This is a genomic window from Bradyrhizobium diazoefficiens (assembly GCF_016616235.1).
GTDB classification, from domain to species: Bacteria; Pseudomonadota; Alphaproteobacteria; order Rhizobiales; family Xanthobacteraceae; genus Bradyrhizobium; species Bradyrhizobium diazoefficiens_H.
On record NZ_CP067100.1, the window covers coordinates 312,755 to 331,552 of the forward strand.

The 18,798-nt window shown below is 64.9% G+C and carries 16 protein-coding genes; 7 read left to right on the forward strand and 9 right to left on the reverse strand.

Annotated elements, in window-relative coordinates:
• Positions 1-109 precede the first annotated feature (109 nt).
• From rsmG to JJB99_RS01440, 3 genes are all read left to right on the forward strand, one after another.
• The gene (gene rsmG / locus JJB99_RS01430) at positions 110-742 is read left to right on the forward strand and encodes a 16S rRNA (guanine(527)-N(7))-methyltransferase RsmG (protein ID WP_200500008.1); all 633 of its coding nucleotides are present in this window, start codon (positions 110-112) and stop codon (positions 740-742) included.
• A 29-nt stretch (positions 743-771) separates the two neighbouring features.
• Complete coding sequence (locus tag JJB99_RS01435; RefSeq protein WP_200497053.1) at positions 772-1,638, forward strand: ParA family protein; 867 nt, start codon at positions 772-774, stop codon at positions 1,636-1,638.
• 135 nt (positions 1,639-1,773) lie between these two features.
• Entirely contained in the window at positions 1,774-2,661 is an 888-nt protein-coding gene (locus JJB99_RS01440; protein ID WP_200497054.1) for a ParB/RepB/Spo0J family partition protein, read from the forward strand.
• Between the two features lie 119 nt (positions 2,662-2,780).
• Here the strand turns inward: JJB99_RS01440 and holA are convergent, their stop codons facing one another.
• Genes holA through leuS form a run of 3 tightly spaced genes read right to left on the reverse strand, consistent with a single transcriptional unit; the run spans position 2,781 to position 6,989 of the window.
• Complete coding sequence (gene holA / locus JJB99_RS01445; protein ID WP_200497055.1) at positions 2,781-3,809, reverse strand: DNA polymerase III subunit delta; 1,029 nt, start codon at positions 3,807-3,809, stop codon at positions 2,781-2,783.
• Between the two features lie 5 nt (positions 3,810-3,814).
• On the reverse strand, positions 3,815-4,366 hold the full coding sequence (locus tag JJB99_RS01450) for an LPS assembly lipoprotein LptE (protein WP_200497056.1): 552 nt from the start codon (positions 4,364-4,366) through the stop codon (positions 3,815-3,817).
• A complete protein-coding gene (leuS, locus tag JJB99_RS01455; protein WP_200497057.1) occupies positions 4,353-6,989 on the reverse strand; it encodes a leucine--tRNA ligase in 2,637 nt (878 codons plus the stop codon). Before leuS ends, JJB99_RS01450 begins: the two co-directional genes overlap by 14 nt.
• 276 nt (positions 6,990-7,265) lie before the next feature.
• Here leuS and JJB99_RS01460 point away from each other — a divergent pair, with 276 nt between their 5' ends.
• Positions 7,266-8,246 (forward strand): GGDEF domain-containing protein, encoded by a 981-nt coding sequence (locus JJB99_RS01460; RefSeq protein WP_200500009.1) that lies wholly within the window; start codon positions 7,266-7,268, stop codon positions 8,244-8,246.
• Positions 8,247-8,259: 13 nt separating this feature from the next.
• Here JJB99_RS01460 and JJB99_RS01465 read toward each other — a convergent pair whose 3' ends face one another.
• Positions 8,260-9,957 (reverse strand): sensor domain-containing diguanylate cyclase, encoded by a 1,698-nt coding sequence (locus tag JJB99_RS01465; protein ID WP_200497058.1) that lies wholly within the window; start codon positions 9,955-9,957, stop codon positions 8,260-8,262.
• Positions 9,958-10,064: 107 nt separating this feature from the next.
• Between JJB99_RS01465 and JJB99_RS01470 the strand changes: the two genes are divergently transcribed.
• Positions 10,065-10,754, forward strand: coding sequence for a YggS family pyridoxal phosphate-dependent enzyme (locus JJB99_RS01470; RefSeq protein WP_200497059.1), 690 nt, complete (start codon positions 10,065-10,067; stop codon positions 10,752-10,754).
• Positions 10,755-10,908: 154 nt separating this feature from the next.
• On the opposite strand, the gene JJB99_RS01475 is transcribed toward JJB99_RS01470, so the two are convergent.
• Positions 10,909-11,478: a L,D-transpeptidase family protein gene (locus JJB99_RS01475; RefSeq protein ID WP_200497060.1), complete on the reverse strand. Its 570-nt coding sequence runs from the start codon at positions 11,476-11,478 to the stop codon at positions 10,909-10,911.
• Between the two features lie 202 nt (positions 11,479-11,680).
• On the opposite strand from JJB99_RS01475, the gene JJB99_RS01480 reads away from it, so the two are divergent.
• Positions 11,681-12,367, forward strand: a complete 687-nt coding sequence (locus tag JJB99_RS01480; RefSeq protein WP_008142830.1) for a response regulator transcription factor — start codon at positions 11,681-11,683, stop codon at positions 12,365-12,367.
• A 58-nt stretch (positions 12,368-12,425) separates the two neighbouring features.
• The gene (locus JJB99_RS01485; RefSeq protein ID WP_200497061.1) at positions 12,426-12,869 is read left to right on the forward strand and encodes a Crp/Fnr family transcriptional regulator; all 444 of its coding nucleotides are present in this window, start codon (positions 12,426-12,428) and stop codon (positions 12,867-12,869) included.
• A gap of 127 nt (positions 12,870-12,996) precedes the next feature.
• Here the strand turns inward: JJB99_RS01485 and xth are convergent, their stop codons facing one another.
• From xth to JJB99_RS01505, 4 genes are all read right to left on the reverse strand, one after another.
• Entirely contained in the window at positions 12,997-13,812 is an 816-nt protein-coding gene (xth, locus tag JJB99_RS01490; protein WP_200497062.1) for an exodeoxyribonuclease III, read from the reverse strand.
• Between the two features lie 205 nt (positions 13,813-14,017).
• Positions 14,018-14,773, reverse strand: a complete 756-nt coding sequence (locus JJB99_RS01495) for an outer membrane lipoprotein carrier protein LolA (protein ID WP_200500010.1) — start codon at positions 14,771-14,773, stop codon at positions 14,018-14,020.
• Between the two features lie 152 nt (positions 14,774-14,925).
• Positions 14,926-17,400 carry a DNA translocase FtsK gene (locus JJB99_RS01500; RefSeq protein ID WP_200497063.1) on the reverse strand — a complete coding sequence of 825 codons (2,475 nt, stop codon included), beginning with the start codon at positions 17,398-17,400 and terminating at the stop codon, positions 14,926-14,928.
• Positions 17,401-17,409: 9 nt separating this feature from the next.
• Positions 17,410-18,624 (reverse strand): aminotransferase class I/II-fold pyridoxal phosphate-dependent enzyme, encoded by a 1,215-nt coding sequence (locus JJB99_RS01505; RefSeq protein WP_200497064.1) that lies wholly within the window; start codon positions 18,622-18,624, stop codon positions 17,410-17,412.
• Positions 18,625-18,798: the final 174 nt, after the last annotated feature.

An 18,798-nucleotide genomic window follows, 5' to 3' on the forward strand; every position in this document is an offset into this window, starting at 1 on the left:
GTTAACGCGACGAGCCGGAGCAGGTGAGGGCGCCGGTCGCAAGGTCGAGCCGGCATCTCACAGACCGAAGATCGACAAAGCCCGCGCGAACGATCAGGCGCTCGATTCCATGATCGCCGCCGACAAGCGTCAGGCGCTCAAGCTCGCTCCTGTTTCACGTCAAACCGAGGAGCGCCTCGATCGCTACATCGCGCTGCTTCGAGAGTGGCAGGCCAAAACCAATCTGGTCGCGCCATCGACCCTGCCAAACCTCTGGACCCGGCACATTGCCGACTCGCTTCAGCTCGTCGGTCTCGCACCAATCGCAAAACGCTGGGCTGATCTGGGCAGCGGCGGCGGCTTTCCGGGTGTGGTCCTGGCCTGTGCGATGGCAGGAACGCCGGGCGCCAATGTCCATCTCGTCGAGCGAATCGCCAAGAAGGCCGCGTTTTTGCGCGAAGCGATTCGCGTCACCACATCTCCGGGGGTCGTACATCTCGCCGAGATCGGGGATAATGTGGATAGAATCACCGGCCCCGTCGATTGCGTGACCGCGCGTGCGCTGGCTCCGCTACATCAACTCATCGGCTTTGCGGAGCCGCTGATGCGCCAGGGCGCAAAGGCGTTATTTCTCAAGGGACAAGATGTAGAGGTCGAATTGACCGAAGCCGCTAAATATTGGAATATTCAGCCGCAGCTCCACCAAAGCCGGACGGGGGATGGTTGGATCGTGGAGCTGACTTCAGTTGAACGGCGTGGGTGAGGCGTTCAGGGGGCGATTGGGGAATTTCGATGACCGTGATTGACGAGCCGCAGCAGGAGAAGACCCAAGAACCGACCAGCGAGGTCCCGCAGGGCCACCCGCGCATCCTGGCGCTGGCGAATCAGAAGGGCGGCGTGGGAAAGACAACCACGGCGATCAATCTCGGCACGGCGCTCGCGGCGATTGGCGAGCGCGTCCTGATCGTCGATCTCGACCCGCAGGGCAACGCCTCGACCGGTCTCGGCATCGATCGCCGCAACCGAAGCTGCTCGACCTATGACGTCCTGATCGGTGAAGCGCCTCTGCGTGAAGCGGTGGTCTCGACGGCGGTGCCGCGGCTGCACATCGCACCCTCGACCATGGACCTCTCCGGCCTCGAGCTCGAGCTCGGCACCACGCCCGGCCGCGCCTTCAAGCTGCGCGATGCGATCGGCGCGCTCAACAACAACGTCTCGCCCGACGCCGATTACACCTATGTGCTGATCGACTGCCCGCCCTCGCTCAATTTACTGACGGTGAACGCCATGGCCGCGTCCGACGCGATCCTGGTGCCGCTGCAATGCGAGTTCTTCGCGCTCGAAGGTCTGTCGCAATTGTTGCAGACGGTGGAGCAGGTGCGCTCGACGCTCAACCCGAACCTGTCGATCCACGGCATCGTGCTGACCATGTTCGACTCGCGCAACAACCTGTCGAACCAGGTCGTCGCCGACGTCCGCCAGTTCATGGGCGAGAAGGTCTACAAGACCATGATCCCGCGCAACGTTCGCATCTCGGAAGCGCCGTCCTACGGCAAGCCGGTGCTGGTCTACGATCTCAAATGCGTCGGCAGCGAAGCTTATCTGCGGCTCGCCACCGAAGTGATCCAGCGCGAGCGCGAGCTGCGCGTCGCGCATTGACGCGGCAGTCGGGTGGGCAAAGGCATCTTCGCCGTACCCACCATCTTCTACACAACTGGTGGGCACGCTTCGCTTTGCCCACCCTACGACAATTCAGTTCTGGAGTGTTGCACCGTGAATCCAAGGGAGCTGGCGATGGCCGACGAAGCGCGTTCGCGACTGGGCCGGGGTCTTGCGAGTCTGATCGGTGACGTCGGCGGCGAGGCTCAGCATGTCGATCGTCCGCGCGCGCAGCGCAAGGTGCCGATCGAATTCATCAAGCCCAATCCGCGCAACCCGCGCCGCGCCTTTTCGGACACGGAGCTGAGGGAGCTCAGCGACTCCATCAAGCAGCATGGCGTGATCCAGCCGATCGTGGTGCGTCCCGTGAAAGGCGCGCAGGATCGCTACGAGATCATCGCCGGCGAGCGGCGCTGGCGCGCCTCGCAGATGGCCGGCCTGCACGAGGTGCCGATCGTGCCGGTCGACATCAGCGACAGCGACGCGCTGGAGTTCGCGATCGTCGAGAACGTGCAGCGCGAAGATCTCAACCCGATGGAGGAGGCGCTCGGCTACCACGCGCTTGCCAACGAGTTCAAACGTAGCCAGGACGACATCGCAAAGGTCGTCGGCAAGAGCCGCAGCCACATCGCCAATATGATGCGGCTGACGAAGTTGCCGGCCGAGGTGCAGGCCCTGATCACGAGCGGCGATCTGACCGCCGGCCACGCCCGCGCGCTGATCGGCGTGCCCGATCCGCTCGCATCCGCCAGGCGCATCGTCGAGGAAGGCCTCAACGTCCGCCAGGCCGAGGCGCTCGCGCATGAAGAGGGCGTGCCGGAGCGCAAGCCGCAGAAGGCGCGCGCCACCGCCGGCAAGGACAAGGACCCCGACACGATCGATCTGGAAAAGCGCGTCAGCGATGCGCTCGGCCTCAAGGTCACCGTCAATCACCGCGACCCCGGCGGCTCGGTCCAGATCAGCTACCGCAACCTCGACCAGCTCGACGAGGTGATGAAGCGGCTGGCCAAGGGCGCGCTGTAGATCATCGATGTCGTCCTGTTTCGCCAGGACGACGGCCGCGTGTTTGATGCGACTCTGCTCCAGCGCCGTCATTGCTTCGTCGCAAGGGCTCCTCGCAATGACGCGGTGAGAGCGGGAGACTATCCCCGCCGCTTCGCATTCGCGGCGATTGCCATCAGCGTGCGCTGGGCGATGGAGGCAGCCAACGCGGACTGCTTGCGGGTGTCGAGCGCAGCCGTGGCGAGCTGCTCGATCACGGCTGCAAGCCGCGCCACGCTGAAATTGCGTAGCGCCGTTTCGACCATAGGCTTGCGCGAAAAATGCAGCCGCGGGAAGCCGCCGTCGAGCACGGCTGAGGCCGGCTGGCCGTCGGCGATCGCGAGTGCCGATTTGTGCAGCCACGCGGCCTGGCGCTGCGCGGCGGAGATGATCACGCCGGGATAGGTGCCGGCGATCATGGCTTTTGCGAACTCGGTCTCGACGATATCGGGCCGGCCGGCGAAGGCGCCGTCGACGATCGGATCGAGCTTCAGCTCGGACGCGTCGGCGACCACGGACATCACGTCGTCCAGCGTGATCTCGCCCTTGCCATGGGCATAGAGCGTCAGCTTGCGCAGCTCGTTGCGCGAGGCCTGACGGTCGCCGCCGAGGAAGGACATCAGCGCGGCGCGGGCATCCTGCGCGATGCGCAAGTTTGCGATGCGGAGCTCATCCTCCATCAGCTTGGCGAGATCGCGCTCGGTGTCGGGATAGCAACCGATCGCCACGGCCGTCTTGGCCTTCTCGCAGGCCTTGCGCAGCGGCGATTCCGGGCGCAGCTCGCCGGCCTCGATCACGATGCGGCAATCCTTCACGCTCATCTCCGCCAGCGTGTCGACGCCGCTGGCGAAGCTGCGCGAGCCGGCACGGATGCGGATCGCGCGACGGCCGCCGAATAGCGGCACCGTCATGGCTTCGTCGACGAGGCGCGACGGCTCGGCGGAGAGCTCGTCGCCGTCGAGCCTGACCAGCGAGAAGGGATCGTTGGGATCGTCGACGGCGGAGGCGATCAGCGCATCGGCGCGCTCGCGCACGAGGCCGGCGTCGGGACCATAGAGCAGGATGATTGGCCGGCCCGCATCGGGACGGGCGAGGAAGGCGTCGATGTCTTTTCCGCGCAGCGCGACCAAGAACGTCAGGTGCCCGCGGTGAAGAACGCGGCGAGCCGGGTCGCGATGTTCTCGGCGATCTCGTTGGCAGCGCGGTCCTCGGCATCGCGCACCGCGCGGTTGCGGGCGAAGCGCTGATAGGAGCCGGGCATGTCGAACGACACGCGGGAGAACGTCGTGCCGGTCATCACAGACTTGCCGGTCGCGACCTCGATCAGATTGTACTGGCAGTCGATGCCGTAGTTCTCGCTGGTCGGCAGGCCGGTGTTGGCATCGACCAGAAGCGACGATTTGCTGCTGTTGAACCGGATGTCCAGGCGGTGGGTCGGCGGCATGCCCGTGGCGCTGCCGTACAGCTTGAAGGCGAGGGCATTGCGGACCTCGACGCCGACGCGGGCCTCGCGGGAGGCATTCGCCTTGGCGATCGGCGGCAGTTCGATCCCCATCAGCTTCTCGCGCAGACCGGGGGTGCCGTCGCCACGCTCGGCATACATCGGCTGGAAGCAGCCAGCCGTCAGCGCCGCCAGTGCGGCGACTGCCAGCAAGCGCGCTGCGATGCGGATCCTAGCCGACAACATTCACGATCCTCTTGGGGACGATGATCACCTTGCGGACGGGCTTGCCGTCCAGGGCCAGTTTTACCGCATCAAGGGCCAAAACGGCAGCCTCGATTTCCGGATTCTGGGCCGCTGTTGCAACTGTGACCTCACCCCGCTTCTTGCCGTTGACCTGGACCACCAGGGTCACGGTGTCTTCAACCAGCAAATCGCGTTCGATTTGCGGCCAATTGGCCTCCGAAACCAGCCCGGAATGACCCAGCACCTGCCAGCACTCCTCTGCGAGGTGCGGCATCATCGGGGAGAACAGCTGGACCAGGATTTGGCTCGCCTCCCGGATCGCCCAAGCCAAATCTGGAGCAAGGTCAGACGCGGGCCGGCCGGCGCGCTGCAGCACCTCCGAGAACGCGTTGGCGAATTCGCGGATATGGGCGAGGCAGACGTTGAAGTGCAGCCGCTCGATCCCGGTGGTGACCTTGTCCAGTGCGCTATGGGCGGCCTTGCGCAGGGCGGTTGCGTCCGCCCCGAACGAGGCCGGCCGGGCCGCCGGCGCGGCCCTGCCAAGTTCGACGGAATCGTTCACCAGCCGCCACAGCCGCTGCACGAAGCGCGAGGCACCCTGGACGCGCTCGTCGCTCCAGATCACGTCGCGGTCGGGCGGGGAGTCCGACAGCATGAACCAGCGGGCGACGTCGGCGCCATAGGTTTCGATGATGTCGTCGGGATCGACCGTGTTCTTCTTCGACTTCGACATCTTCTCGATCGGGCCGATCGTGATGTCTTCGCCAGTCGCCATCAGAACAGCGCGGCGGCCATTGCCGCCGACCTCGATTTTGACCTCGGCCGGCTGCACATAGGTGCCGTCGGCTTTTTGATAGGTCTCATGCACCACCATGCCCTGCGTGAACATGCCGGCGAACGGCTCGTCCAGCGCAATGTGCCCGGTCGCCTTCATCGCGCGGGTGAAAAAGCGGCTGTAGAGCAGATGCAGGATCGCGTGCTCGACGCCGCCGATATACTGGTCGACCGGCAGCATCCGGTTGGCGACCCCAGGCGTCGTCGGCGCGTTCTCGTTCCAGGGATCGGTGAAGCGCGCAAAGTACCAGGACGAATCCACGAAGGTGTCCATGGTATCGGTCTCGCGCAGCGCCTTGCCGCCGCATCGCGGGCAGGTGACGTGCTTCCAGGTCGGATGATGATCCAGCGCGTTGCCCGGTTTGTCGAAGGTCGCATCATCGGGCAGCTTCACCGGCAGGTCGGCATCCGGCACCGGCACGACATCGCATTTCGGGCAATGGATCACCGGGATCGGGCAGCCCCAATAGCGTTGCCGCGAAATGCCCCAGTCGCGCAGGCGGAAATTCACCTGGCGCTCGCCGACGGGCGCGTTGCCGCGCAGCTCGTTCTCGAGACGCTTTGCCACCTCTTCCTTGGCCTGATCGATCGTCATGCCGTCGAGAAAGCGCGAATTGATCATGCGGCCGTCGCCGTCATAGGCGGTGTCGGTGATCACGAATGTCTTCGGATCCTGGCCTTCCGGGCACACCACTGGCGTGTTGCCGAGATGGTACTTGTTGACGAAGTCGAGGTCGCGCTGGTCGTGCGCGGGGCAGCCGAAGATGGCGCCGGTGCCGTATTCCATCAGCACGAAGTTCGCGACATAGACCGGCAGCTTCCAGCTCGGATCGAACGGGTGCACCGCGCGGATGCCGGTGTCAAAGCCCTGCTTCTCCGCGGTGTCGATGATCTCCTGCGCGGTGCCGATCTTCTTGATCCCGGCGATGAACTCCGCAAGCTCGGGGTTCTTCGCGGCGGCTGCCTGCGCCAGCGGATGATCCGCTGCGATCGCCATGAACTTGGCGCCGAACAGCGTGTCGGGACGGGTCGTGAAGACCTTCAGCTCGGTTTCGCCGGCCGGCGTCGTCGCTTGATCCAGTGCGAAGCGGATCAGCAGGCCCTCGGAGCGGCCGATCCAGTTGCGCTGCATCAGCCGGACCTTGTCGGGCCAGCGGTCGAGCGTATCCAGCGCGTCCAAAAGCTCCTGCGAGTACTTCGTGATCTTGAAGACCCACTGGTTCATCTCGCGCTGTTCGACCACAGCGCCGGAACGCCAGCCGCGGCCGTCGATCACCTGCTCGTTGGCGAGCACGGTCATGTCGACGGGGTCCCAGTTCACCTTGCGCTTCTCGCGCTCGGCGAGGCCCGCGCGCAAAAAGTCCAGAAACATCTTCTGCTGGTGCTTGTAATAGGAGGGATCGCAGGTCGCGATCTCCCTCGACCAGTCCAGCGACAGCCCGATCGAGCGGAGCTGCTTTTTCATCGATGCGATGTTGTCGTAGGTCCAGGCCTTGGGCGCGACCTTGCGCTCGATGGCGGCGTTCTCGGCCGGCAGGCCGAAGGCGTCCCAGCCCATCGGGTGCAGTACGTTGAAGCCCTTGGCACGCATGAAGCGGGCCAGCACGTCGCCGAGCGTGTAATTGCGGACATGGCCGATATGGATGCGCCCGGACGGGTAGGGGAACATCTCCAGCACATAGTATTTCGGCCGCGAATCGTCGTTTTTGGAGACGAAGATCGCCTGGTCGTCCCATTGGCGTTGCCAGCGCGGTTCGGCGTCGCGGGCGTTGTAGCGTTCGGAGGTCATGGAATCGTCGGTTTTCGTGAGTTCGGGCCGCCTGAAGAGGGCGGACTAGGCCATAGAAGTCCTCAAGGGGTCAATGGGTTGCCGCAAAGCCAGAATCCCGCTCGCTTCAAAGCCCCCGGTTCAATACGGGGCAGGCCTGACTTCAAGAACTGATTAAGGCGGGGGCTGCCAAGCTATCGGGGCCTGAGACCGGGATCTTTCCTCATGATCGCCAGCCCCTTCGACGAGCTCGACTATGACTACGCAGCGTCCGTCGCGCAGAAGGCCTTGCGCTGCATGGCGGCCGAACACGTGCCCGCCACGCCGGACAATTTCAGCGTCTGGTTCGCCTATTCGATGGGAGTTCCAAGCGATTTGCAGCGCGCCATCGATATTCTGATCGGCAACAAACGCAAGTTCGACGCGACCATCAATCGGGACCTGTTTTCGACCTATGTGGCCGCGCCGGACGGCTCGGCGGCGGCCCTTGCCTCCCAGCAGCTGCACGCGGTCATGGACGCCGCCCAGGTCTTCCTGGCAACGGCTATTGCCGACAATCATGCCCAGATGCGGGCGATCCACCATGTCGCTGATCAGGGCCAGGCCGGCTCCGATCCAAAGCTGCTCATCCAGCAATTGATGAGCGAACTCGCCAAGGCCGCCAGCCGCGCCGCGAAGCTCGAAGCCGGCTTCGCCGAGAGGACGCAGGAGCTCGATTCGATCCGGGAAACGCTGAGCAAGTCCGAGGAACGCGCCAGGACCGACACGCTCACCGGCCTGCCCAATCGCCGCGCGCTGGACGAGTTCTTCCGCAAGGCGCAGATCGCGGCCATGGAGCAAGGCGAGCCGCTCAGCCTGCTGATGCTCGACATCGATCACTTCAAGTCATTCAACGACACGTTCGGTCATGGTGTCGGCGACCAGGTGCTCCGGTTGATGGCGCAGGTGCTGCGCGACAAGGTCCGCGAGATCGATCTGCCGGCCCGCTACGGCGGCGAGGAATTGATCGCCGTGCTGCCCGGTGCCGACCTCGCCGTGGCGACGGCAATTGCCGAACGCATCCGCTGCTCTATTGCCGAGTGTCAGATCACCCGTCGGTCAACCGGCGAGATTCTTCCGTCCATCACGGTCTCGATCGGAGCGTCGCAGTTTCAGCCCGGGGAAGCCATGAACGATCTGGTCGAACGTTGCGACCGGGCGCTCTATCTTGCCAAACGAAGTGGTCGCAATCGCGTGGTCGCCGAAAGCGAGCTCGATCGCGAGATCGCTGCGGTCTAAAGCGCCATTCGCGCTAACCCGCCATCATCATGTGCGCCGTGCGACTGTCGATCGGGAGGATGCCGTGCTCGGCGACGGTGTTGCGGCCGCGGTGCTTTGCGGCGTACAGCGCGGCGTCGGCGGCTTCGATGAGATCGCCGGGGCGCAGGCTCTCATTCGGCTTAGTCGCGGCAACGCCGATCGAGACCGTAACGATCATGTGGGCGGAGGTGATGTGCGGCAGACACAGCTTGAGCACGGCCGCGCGCACCTGCTCGCCGATTCCGACGGCGCGAGCCACGTCGGTGTTCGGCAGCAACAGACAGAATTCCTCGCCGCCATAGCGCGCGGCAAAGCCCATCGTGTCGGCGGCGATGCCTGACAGCGACTCGCCGAGCCTGGTCAGGCAGGAATCGCCTTCGAGATGGCCGTAGGTGTCGTTGAACAGCTTGAAGTGGTCGACGTCGATCATCAGCAGCGCGAGGTCGCTGCCATATTGCTGCGCGCGCATCCATTCGAAATCGAGCCGGCTCTGGAAGCCGCGGCGGTTGGCGAGGCCCGACAGCATGTCGATCGAGGCCATCACGGTCAGGCGGTCGTTGCTCGCGATCAGCTCGCGCTCGCGCTGGCTGAGCTGCGCGGCCATCGCGTTGAAGGCGCGGGCCAGCGGCACGAACTCGGCCGGCAGCCGGTTGCGCGCCGCGCGCGCCGACAGATCGCCTTCGCCGAGGCGCTTGGCCATGTCGGCCAGCATCTCGATCGGCTTGATCACCAGCTTCTCGGCGGCGATCAGCGCACCGAGCAGGACGAACACGACGACGAAGGCGAGCTGGAGATAAGCAGTGCGGATGTCGCGGCTGACCGCCGCCGACACCTTGTCCTCGTCGATGCTGGCGATCAGGCGGGCATTGGTGCCGGCGATGCGGCTGTAGCTGACCGCGCGGCGGGAACCATCGGCCGCGAGAAAGGACAGCGAGCCTTCGTCCTGGTCCGAGCGCAGTGCCTTGTCGGCGATCGCCGACATCAGCGGCATGTTGTCGAGCGGACGGCCGATCACGCTGTGCTGGTCGGCGGGCGCGGCCAGCACAGTGCCGGCGCTGTCGACCAGCACGGCGGTGATGCCGGCGCGGCCGCCGAGATTGCTCATGACCTTCGACATCCAGTCGAGATTGACGGTGGCGAGCACGACGGCGTCAGCGACGCCGCTGAAGGCGGAGACCGGATAGACCGCCATCACGGTCGGCGTCGGCACCGGCCGCGACAGGATGAAGTCGCTCAGCACGAAGCGGCCGGTTTCCTGCGCCTGCCGGAAGTAAGGGCGGTCGCCGAGGTCGAGGCCGACATACATGTTGTTGGTGGCGCACTGGATGCGGCCGTCCTGACCGGCGATCAGCAGCGTGCGGATCCAGGGCAGGTTCGACGGCAGGCTCGCGCGCAGCACGTCGCAGCTCTTGCCGATGCCGCCGGCGGAGGCGCGGATGAAGGCTTCCGATTTCAGGATGGTCTCGACCGAGGAGATCACCTCGCGCTGCGCATCGGCGCTGTGCCTCGCAATGGTGGTGAACTCGGTGGCGGCCTGCGCAATCTGCTTCGCTCGCGTGTCTTCGAGCGAGCGGATGCGCTCGAACATCAAGGGCGTCACCAGAATCACCGCGAGCAAGGCGAGCCGCGCCCGGATTCCGAGAACCTGCTTGAGTTTAGCTCGTTTGCGGTTGAAATTGACGTTTGCCATCTTCGCTGCCCACCCGGCGGGCAAAGTAAAGCGAAGGGTTCAAAAACTCTTTCTTGAACTCGGTAAAATTGGACTTACCTCCGTCACGCCTACGGTCAATCGACGTCATGACAGAACACAACGCAGCGCCGGTAACCGGCCATTCACCAAACGGGCTCGCTGCGGTCGAGGCCGAAATCGCGCGCGCCTGCAAGGATGCGCAGCGCGATCGCGCCTCGGTGACGCTGGTCGCGGTGTCGAAGACGTTTGCCGCGGATGCAATTACGCCGGTTATCGATGCCGGGCAGCGCGTATTCGGTGAAAATCGCGTGCAGGAGGCCAAAGGCAAGTGGCCGGCGTTAATGTCCGTCTACCCCGACATCGCGCTGCATCTGATCGGGCCGCTGCAATCCAACAAGGCGAAAGAGGCGGTCGCGTTGTTCGACGCCATCCATTCGGTTGACCGCCCGAGCATTTGCCAAGCGTTAGCCAAGGAAATCGAATCCCAGAACAAGCACCCGCAGCTATTCGTCCAGATCAACACCGGCGAGGAGCCGCAGAAGGCCGGCGTTGCGCCCGGCGAGGCCGACGCCTTCCTCGCAAGCTGCCGCGACAGCTACGGGCTGACGATCTCCGGGCTGATGTGCATCCCGCCGGTCGACGAGCCGCCCGCGGCGCACTTCGCGCTGACCGCAAAGATCGCCGCGCGCAATGGCTTGAAAAACCTCTCGATGGGCATGAGCGCGGATTTTGCCACAGCCATCATGCTCGGTGCCACCCACGTGCGCGTCGGGAGCGCGATCTTCGGGCACCGGTAGCAGACGTTGGCGACAGCCGTGCCCCGCTAACCCTCTCACATTTCTCATTGCGAGCGCAGCGAAGCAATCCGGAAGCTTTCCGCAGAGGGACTCTGGATTGCTTCGCTGCGCTCGCAATGACGGCTGAGGCTGCCGACACAAACCCCAGCTGTCCTCACCCGATGATGATTTTTGTTTTCGGTCCCAGCCGCCGCAGCAATTGCAGCATCGCCGCTCTGGTCATCGAGACGCAGCCTGCGGTCGGCCCAAAATTGTCGCGGGCCAGATGCAGGAAGACGGCGCTGCCGCGGCCGGCGATCCGCGGTCTTGTATTGTGGTCGATCTCGATGATGAAGTCATAGAGATGGTCCTGCCGCTTGAGCCGGTCACCGCCCTCGCCCGGCCCGCGCCGGATCGCCTGATTGTAGTGGCGGTCTGTAGGGTCCTCGCACCAGGCGTCGGTGTCGCGGATGGCCCGTACCGGCAGAAAGGTCTTGGGACGGCGGTGCCGGTCGCCCCGCCACCATAATTGCCTGGGACGAAAACTGCCCCGCGGCGTGCCGCCGTCGCCCTCGCGCTTGTTGGCGAGGATGCCGCCCCGCCCCAGCGCCACCGGAATCGTCAGCGTGCCGGCGGTCAGCCAGCCCCGGCGCGGATTCCCGGCGGCAGCCTTGACGCGGATCGCTGAAACCGGATCGGAGCTCCGTTTTCGGGCGTAACTTACTGAAGCAGCTTTATTTTTCATGTGAACGTGCAATGTCGAATTCATTACAGGACATTCATCAAATCGCCCTGCTATTGTGGGTTAGAGTGCTTCTGGCTTGTGAATCGGTAACAGCCCACTACTTCAACACGAACAACAATAATAACGGCGACCCCTAACTTCCCCTCGCGGCTGGGCGCGGCATGCATGCGCGCCGAGCCGGACTCCAAAAGGATGACCCCCCATGGCCAATGCCCGCAAGATCCTGATCGTGGATGACGATACCGATCTGCGCGATACGTTGGTGGAGCAATTATCGCTGCACGAAGAATTCGAAGCCTCCGCCGTCGACACCGGCGCCAAGGGCGCGAGCGCCGCAAAGGCCAATTCCCCCGATCTGGTCCTGATGGATGTCGGCCTGCCCGACACCGATGGTCGCGAGGTGGTCCGCTCGCTGCGCAAGGGCGGCTTCAAGGCCCCGATCATCATGCTGACCGGGCACGACACCGACTCCGACACGATTTTGGGGCTGGAATCCGGCGCCAACGACTATGTCGCAAAGCCCTTCCGGTTCGCCGTGCTGCTGGCCCGCATCCGCGCCCAGCTCCGCCAGCACGAGGCCAGCGAGGACGCGGTGTTCTCGGTCGGCCCCTACTCCTTCCGCCCGGGCTCGAAGATGCTGACCGCAGCCAATGCGCGCAAGGTGCGGCTGACGGAGAAGGAAACCGCCATCCTGCGCTTCCTCTACCGCGCCGGCCAGATGCCGGTCTCGCGCGAGACCCTGCTCCAGGAGGTCTGGGGCTACAATTCCGGCGTCACCACCCACACGCTGGAAACCCACATCTACCGCCTGCGCCAGAAGATCGAGAAGGACGCCGCCAACCCGGAGATCCTGGTGACGGAAGCCGGTGGCTACAAGCTGGTGCCGTGATACGCTTTGGGGGTGCGCGAATCGTTTGAGATCGCGTGCCTTTGAGCCTCGGACCTGAATGTCAATCGACGACGACGTAGCGCTTCTCGAGCGTGTCCCGACATTGCGCCTGTTGGGAGACGCCTCGTTGCGCATGCTGGCGATCGGCTCCGAGCAGCGCGACTTCGTCCGCGGTGACGTCCTGTTCAATCTCGGCGACGATGCCGATGCCGGCTACGTGGTCCAGCGCGGCGCCTTCCGGGTCGAGGACGGCGCCGGCGCCGAGATGATCGCCGGTCCCGGCGCGCTAATCGGCGAGCTCGCGCTGGTGGTGCCGATGAAGCGGCCGTCCAGCGCAATCGCGCTGGAGCACGCCTCCGTCATTCGCGTCGCGCGCAGCCTGTTCCAGCGCGTGCTCGAAAGCGATCCGGCTGCGGCAGTGCGCCTGCGCGATGAATTCGCGGTGCGTTCGAGTCAGATTGCCAGCGATATATTGATGGCGGGTGCGAAGCTGACGTCGTAGGTCGGTTTCTCCGACCGTCATTCCGGGGCGCGACGAAGTCGCGAGCCCGGAATCCATTGATCCACCAACTCTGCCGCTTGATGGATTCCGGGCTCGCGCTGCGCGCGCCCCGGAATGACAGGCGGCGCTACATGTCCAGCGTCACGGTCACCGGCACATGGTCCGACGGCCGCTCCCAGCTCCGCGCGTCGCGCAGAATCTTGAAGTCACTGACCGCATCCTTCAGCGCGCGCGAGACCCAGATATGGTCGAGCCGGCGGCCGCGGTCGCCGACGGTCCAGTCGGCGGAACGGTAGCTCCACCACGTGTAGACCTTTTCCGACATCGGAATGCGCTCGCGCGCGACGTCCACCCACTCGCCGGCCGCGAGCGCCGCCTTCAGCTTGTCGGTTTCGACCGGCGTGTGCGAAACCACCTTGAGCAGCTGCTTGTGCGACCACACGTCGTTCTCGTGCGGGGCGACGTTGAGATCGCCGACCAGGATGTGGCGATCTTCGCCGCGCGGATGCAGCGGTTCGCACGCCGTCATCTCGTCGAGGAAGCGCAGCTTGTGATCGAACTTCTCGTTCAGCGCGGGATCGGGAATATCGCCGCCGGCGGGCACGTAGAAATTATGCAGCACCAGCGGCTTTGCGATGCCCGCCTTCTCGCCGAACGACACCGAGATATGGCGCGAATCCACCTTGTCGCAGAAGGTGCGGATGTCCTTCGATTCGAACGGGATCTTCGAGACGATGGCGACGCCGTGATAGCCCTTCTGCCCGTTCAGTGCGACGTGCTCATAGCCGAGCCGTTTGAAGCGCTTCAGCGGAAAGGCGTCGTCGATGCACTTGGTCTCCTGCAGGCACAGCACGTCCGGCCGCGCGCTCTTGAGAAACTTCGCGACCAGGTCGATGCGCAGCCGCACCGAATTGATGTTCCAGGTTGTCAGGGAAAGACGCATGGGAGATGCGTCTTAGCAAGCTCCCGTAGGCTGGGCAAAGGCGCAACGCGCCGTGCCCACTGTCTTTTCAGCCGCATCATTCTCTCGTGCCCGGGCGCAGCGCAGCACGTCAGTGATGCGCTGCTGAACCGGGGCCCACTTCGCGGCGCTCTGGGTCCCGGCGCTGCGCTCCGCTTCGCTACGCTTGTCCGGGACACGGAAGCGTTCAACCCGGCGCCGGGCCGTAATTGGTGAAGTCGATCTTGAACATGCTGGGATCGAGCTTCTTGTTCGAGTCCAGATTGTAGACCGCGATCGTGGTGTCGTAGCCCTGCGGATCGGTCACGGTCCACTGCTTGAGCTGGCCGTCCTTGGCGCCGAACATCAGCAGCAAACGGCTGGTGCCGACCAGCGCCTGCTTTTCCTCGATGGTGACGCTGACGAAGACGTCGTCGGCCGTGACGTTGACGACATTGGTGTCCTTCATCAGGTCAATGCGGTCCGACAGGAGGAAACGCAGCGGCGTCTGCGACAACGGATAGACGTCCTGGGTTGCGAGCTTACGATCGCGCACCACCAGGGAGGATCCGTCGGCGATGATGTCGATCGGGCTCGGCGCGTCATATTCGAAGCGCACCTTGCCGGGCTTCTGGATGTAGAAATCGCCCTGCGTCTTGCTGCCGTCGGGACCGACCTGGACGAAATTTCCGACCAGCGTCTGCAGCGACGACAGATACGCGCTGACCTTGGCCGCCTGCGCCTTCTGCTTGTCATCGAAGGTCTGGAAGATGCTGCTCGGCACGTTGCGCCGCGGATCGGGGATCACCGGATTCGGCGGCGTCTGGGTCGTGCCGGTGACCGCGGGCCCGCCGCCGGCCGCAGCGCCATCGCGGCCCTTCGGCGCGGGCTTCGGCACGGGGACGTTCTGCGCGAGCGATGCGCTGGTCACCAGCGCGGCGGTGACGAGAAGCACGCCGGCCATGCGCACGCTTCGCGCGGCGATGGTGGCAGCGAATCGAATGTCCGGATGTCTGATCAACGCGTCGTCCTAAGGTGGCTGGGCGCCTTTTAGCGTGATTTCGGGCAAAAGCAGATATCGATTCTGCGTGAAATTTCGTTTGGAGGCGGTCCGCCTCACATATGGCTGTCTTCTTCCTCGACCAGAATCTCGCGCTTGCCGGCGTGGTTGGCGGGTCCGACGATGCCTTCCAGTTCCATGCGCTCCATCAGCGATGCAGCACGGTTGTAGCCGATCTGCAGGCGCCGCTGGATGTAGCTGGTCGAGGCCTTGCGGTCGCGTTTGACGATCGCAACGGCCTGCTGGAAGAGATCGCCGCCGCCATCCCCGCCCATGCCGGTGGCGTCGAACACCGCGCCGTCCTCGTCCTCGGCCGGCTCTTCAGCGGTAACAGCTTCGAGATATTCGGGCTGGCCCTGGGTCTTGAGGTGGCGCACGACCTTCTCGACTTCCTCGTCGGACGCGAACGGTCCGTGCACGCGGCTGATGCGGCCGCCGCCCGCCATGTAGAGCATGTCGCCCTGGCCGAGCAGCTGCTCGGCGCCCATCTCGCCCAGAATGGTGCGGCTGTCGATCTTCGACGTCACCTGGAAGGCGATGCGGGTCGGGAAGTTCGCCTTGATGGTGCCGGTGATGACGTCCACCGACGGTCGCTGCGTCGCCAGGATTACATGCAGACCGGCGGCGCGCGCCATCTGTGCGAGGCGCTGCACCGCGCCTTCGATGTCCTTGCCGGCGACCATCATCAGGTCGGCCATTTCGTCGACGATGATGACGATGTAGGGCAGCGGATCGAGCGAGAGCTTCTCTTCCTCGTAGATCGCCTTGCCGGTCTCCTTGTCGAAGCCGGTATGCACCGTGCGCGTCGGCTCTTCGCCCTTGGCCTTCAATTCGAGCAGGCGCGTGTTGTAGCCGTCGATGTTGCGCACACCGAGCTTGGCCATGTTCTTGTAGCGCTCTTCCATCTCGCGCACGGCCCATTTCAGCGCGACCACCGCCTTCTTCGGATCGGTCACGACGGGCGTGAGCAGATGCGGGATGCCGTCATAAACGGACAGTTCGAGCATCTTCGGATCGACCATGATCAGCCGGCACTGGTCGGGGCGCAGCCGGTAGACCAGGCTGAGGATCATGGTGTTGATCGCGACCGACTTGCCCGAGCCGGTGGTGCCGGCGATCAGCATGTGCGGCGTGCGCGCGAGATCGATGATGACGGGGTCGCCACCGATGGTCTTGCCGAGGCACAGCGGCAGCTTCGCAACCGTGTCGGTCGCTTCCTTTGCGATCAACAGCTCGCGCAGATAGACCTTTTCGCGGTGCGCGTTCGGCAGCTCGATGCCGATCGCGTTGCGGCCGGGCACGACGGCGACGCGCGCCGACAAAGCGCTCATCGAGCGGGCGATGTCGTCGGCAAGCCCGATCACGCGGGATGACTTGATGCCGGGCGCCGGCTCCAGCTCGTAAAGCGTGACGACGGGGCCCGGATTGGCCTTCACGATCTCGCCGCGCACGCCGAAATCCTGCAGCACGCCTTCGAGCGAGCGCGAATTGGCTTCCAGCTCGGCTTTGCTGAGCGGCTGGCGATCACCGGCCTTGGGCGCGGCCAGCACAGAGACGGACGGAAGCTCGAACTTGTCGGAGGATTTCCTGGAGGCGGCTTTTGGCGCGGCCTTCTTGCGCGGAGCGCGCGCGACCGGCTCCTCTTCCTCCTCCTCGTCGACCTCTTCTTCGTGATCGTCCCCGTAATCTTCGTCTTCGGCCTGCGGCGAGATCGACGGTGCGGCGCGGCCGCCGCCGAGATTCGGCTCCTGGCGGCTGAAGCTGGCGGCCTTGGTCTTCGGTCCGCTCGAGACCAGCGCGCGGTAAGCGGCACCACACAGCCACATCAAGCGAGCCTTGGTGCTCATCAGCGCGTGAAACAGCCAGCCCAGCGACACCGAGCCGCGGTCGCCGTCCTCGTCCTCGTCGAGCGGCTTGTCGTCATCCTCGATCTCGGCGAGCTCGTCGTCATGCTCGCGTGCGCCGAGACCGCAGGCGATCAGGAACGTTGCCGCCATCGCCACGAACAGGATCGTGCCGAGCACCAGGCGATAGATTATGCCCGCCGGCCCGAAAATCACCGCGGGTGCGCGCACCAGGGCATCGCCGACCACGCCGCCGAGTCCGGTCGGTAGCGGCCAGGCGCCGCCATGCGGCCAGCAACTGACAAAGCCCGCCGCGATCACGGTGCAGAGAATCCAGCAGCCGAGCCGCAGCGCTTCGCGGTCGAACGGCCGATGCGTCATCATGCGCCAGCCCCAGACCGCGACGGTCAGGACCAGCATGATGGCGCCGAGCCCGAGGATCTGCATCGCAAGGTCGGCGCCGATCGCGCCGGCATAGCCGAGAATGTTGCGGATCGGCCGCGAGGTCGCGTGGCTGAGGCTGGGGTCCTGCACCGACCAGGTCATCAGCGCGGCCGAGGCCACGCCCGCCAGCGCGACCATGCCGAGGCCGGTGAGCTCGCGCATGCGCCGCGCCAGACCCTCGCGGATCGACGGCGGCAGATGGCCGACCAGTGGAATGACACGCTCGATTGCCGACATGCTCATGGGCCCCGCCTAACCCAGAGTTTCGACCAGCCGGTGCAGCGCCTGCGCCGTGGTCTCACTATCCTGTACCAGCGCCAGGCGAATGTAGCCGGCACCGGGATTAAAGCCGTCAGGCTGACGCCGCGCCAGATAGGAGCCGGGCACCACGCGCACGCCGGCGTCCTTGAACAGCTTGAGAGTGACGGAGACGTCGTCGCCGACCTCCGACGTATTGAGCCAGACGCAGAAGCCGGCATCGGGCCGGCGATAGCCGTAGCGATTGCCGATGATCTGGTCGGCGAGATCGAACTTGATCCGATAGAGCCTGCGGTTCTCCTCGACATGCGCCTCGTCGCCATAGGCAACGGTCGCGACGTGCTGGAGCGGTACCGGCACCTGCGGCGCCGCGATGTTGCGCAGCTCCAGGAACATGCCGATGAATTTCTTGTCACCGGCGGCGAAGCCGACGCGCAGGCCCGGCAGGTTGGAGCGCTTCGACAGCGACTGGAATGCAACCACGCGGGTGAAGTCGGGGCCGGCACATTCAAGCGCGCTGCCCGGGGCCTCGCGGGTGTAGATCTCGGAGTAGCATTCGTCGCTGAGGATCACGAAGCCATAGCGGTCGGCGAGCTGCTTCAGGCGCGTGAAATAATCCCGCGAGGCGACCGAGCCCTGCGGATTGGCGGGCGAAGCCAGATAGAATGCCACGGTGCGCGCCAGCGTCGCCTCGTCGATGGCATCGAGATCGGGCAGGAAACCGTTTTCGATGGTGGTCGGCAGATAGACCGGCTCGCAGGCTGCCGCGCCGGCACCGGCACCATAGACCGGATAGAACGGGTTCGGCATCAGGATGGCGGGCTTGCCGGGCTTCGGGCCGACATAGCGCGCCGCTGCGATCGCGGCGAGGAACAGGCCCTCGCGGCTGCCATTGAGGACGAGAATCTCGGTCTCGGGGTCGAGCGGCCGCGGCAGCTTGAAACGCGACGACAGCCAGGCGCCCGCTGCTTTGCGGAACGGGTCGGTGCCCTTGTTGGCGGGGTAACGGCCGAAATCGGCGATGTGCCTGGCCAGCACCGGGCCGACGAAATCAGGCACGGGATGCTGCGGTTCGCCGACCGCGAGTGAAATCAAGGGCTTGCCGGGTTGATGCGGCGCCAGCAGCTCGTTCAGCCGGACGAAGGGCGAGCGTTCGTTATCGGAGCTTCCACCGCTCTGCGGCGCGCGGGATGAAGCGGTCATGGCCATTCTGGGCGCCAGCACTCTTGGAACTGCCGGACGCGTCGAGACGCCGGCGGGAAAGCGGTTCAGTTCACCATAGATAGGGCGAGGTTAAGACGCGATTAACCATCGGCCGGCCGGCCCGTCCAGAGCGGGAATAATGAGGCCGGATAGCAGCGGGATGCATGGTGGGTTCGGCAC

Bases quoted from the DNA above. Each gene is read 5' to 3' on its own strand.
- JJB99_RS01465 (WP_200497058.1), bottom strand. From the start codon at position 9,957: ATGGCAAACGTCAATTTCAACCGCAAACGAGCTAAACTCAAGCAGGTT.
- JJB99_RS01470 (WP_200497059.1), top strand. From the start codon at position 10,065: ATGACAGAACACAACGCAGCGCCGGTAACCGGCCATTCACCAAACGGG.
- JJB99_RS01485 (WP_200497061.1), top strand. From the start codon at position 12,426: ATGTCAATCGACGACGACGTAGCGCTTCTCGAGCGTGTCCCGACATTG.
- JJB99_RS01440 (WP_200497054.1), top strand. From the start codon at position 1,774: ATGGCCGACGAAGCGCGTTCGCGACTGGGCCGGGGTCTTGCGAGTCTG.
- JJB99_RS01495 (WP_200500010.1), bottom strand. From the start codon at position 14,773: ATGGCCGGCGTGCTTCTCGTCACCGCCGCGCTGGTGACCAGCGCATCG.
- xth (WP_200497062.1), bottom strand. From the start codon at position 13,812: ATGCGTCTTTCCCTGACAACCTGGAACATCAATTCGGTGCGGCTGCGC.
- JJB99_RS01505 (WP_200497064.1), bottom strand. From the start codon at position 18,624: ATGGCCATGACCGCTTCATCCCGCGCGCCGCAGAGCGGTGGAAGCTCC.
- JJB99_RS01500 (WP_200497063.1), bottom strand. From the start codon at position 17,400: ATGAGCATGTCGGCAATCGAGCGTGTCATTCCACTGGTCGGCCATCTG.
- JJB99_RS01450 (WP_200497056.1), bottom strand. From the start codon at position 4,366: ATGTTGTCGGCTAGGATCCGCATCGCAGCGCGCTTGCTGGCAGTCGCC.
- JJB99_RS01435 (WP_200497053.1), top strand. From the start codon at position 772: ATGACCGTGATTGACGAGCCGCAGCAGGAGAAGACCCAAGAACCGACC.
- JJB99_RS01460 (WP_200500009.1), top strand. From the start codon at position 7,266: ATGGCGGCCGAACACGTGCCCGCCACGCCGGACAATTTCAGCGTCTGG.
- JJB99_RS01480 (WP_008142830.1), top strand. From the start codon at position 11,681: ATGGCCAATGCCCGCAAGATCCTGATCGTGGATGACGATACCGATCTG.
- rsmG (WP_200500008.1), top strand. From the start codon at position 110: ATGATCGCCGCCGACAAGCGTCAGGCGCTCAAGCTCGCTCCTGTTTCA.
- leuS (WP_200497057.1), bottom strand. From the start codon at position 6,989: ATGACCTCCGAACGCTACAACGCCCGCGACGCCGAACCGCGCTGGCAA.
- JJB99_RS01475 (WP_200497060.1), bottom strand. From the start codon at position 11,478: ATGAAAAATAAAGCTGCTTCAGTAAGTTACGCCCGAAAACGGAGCTCC.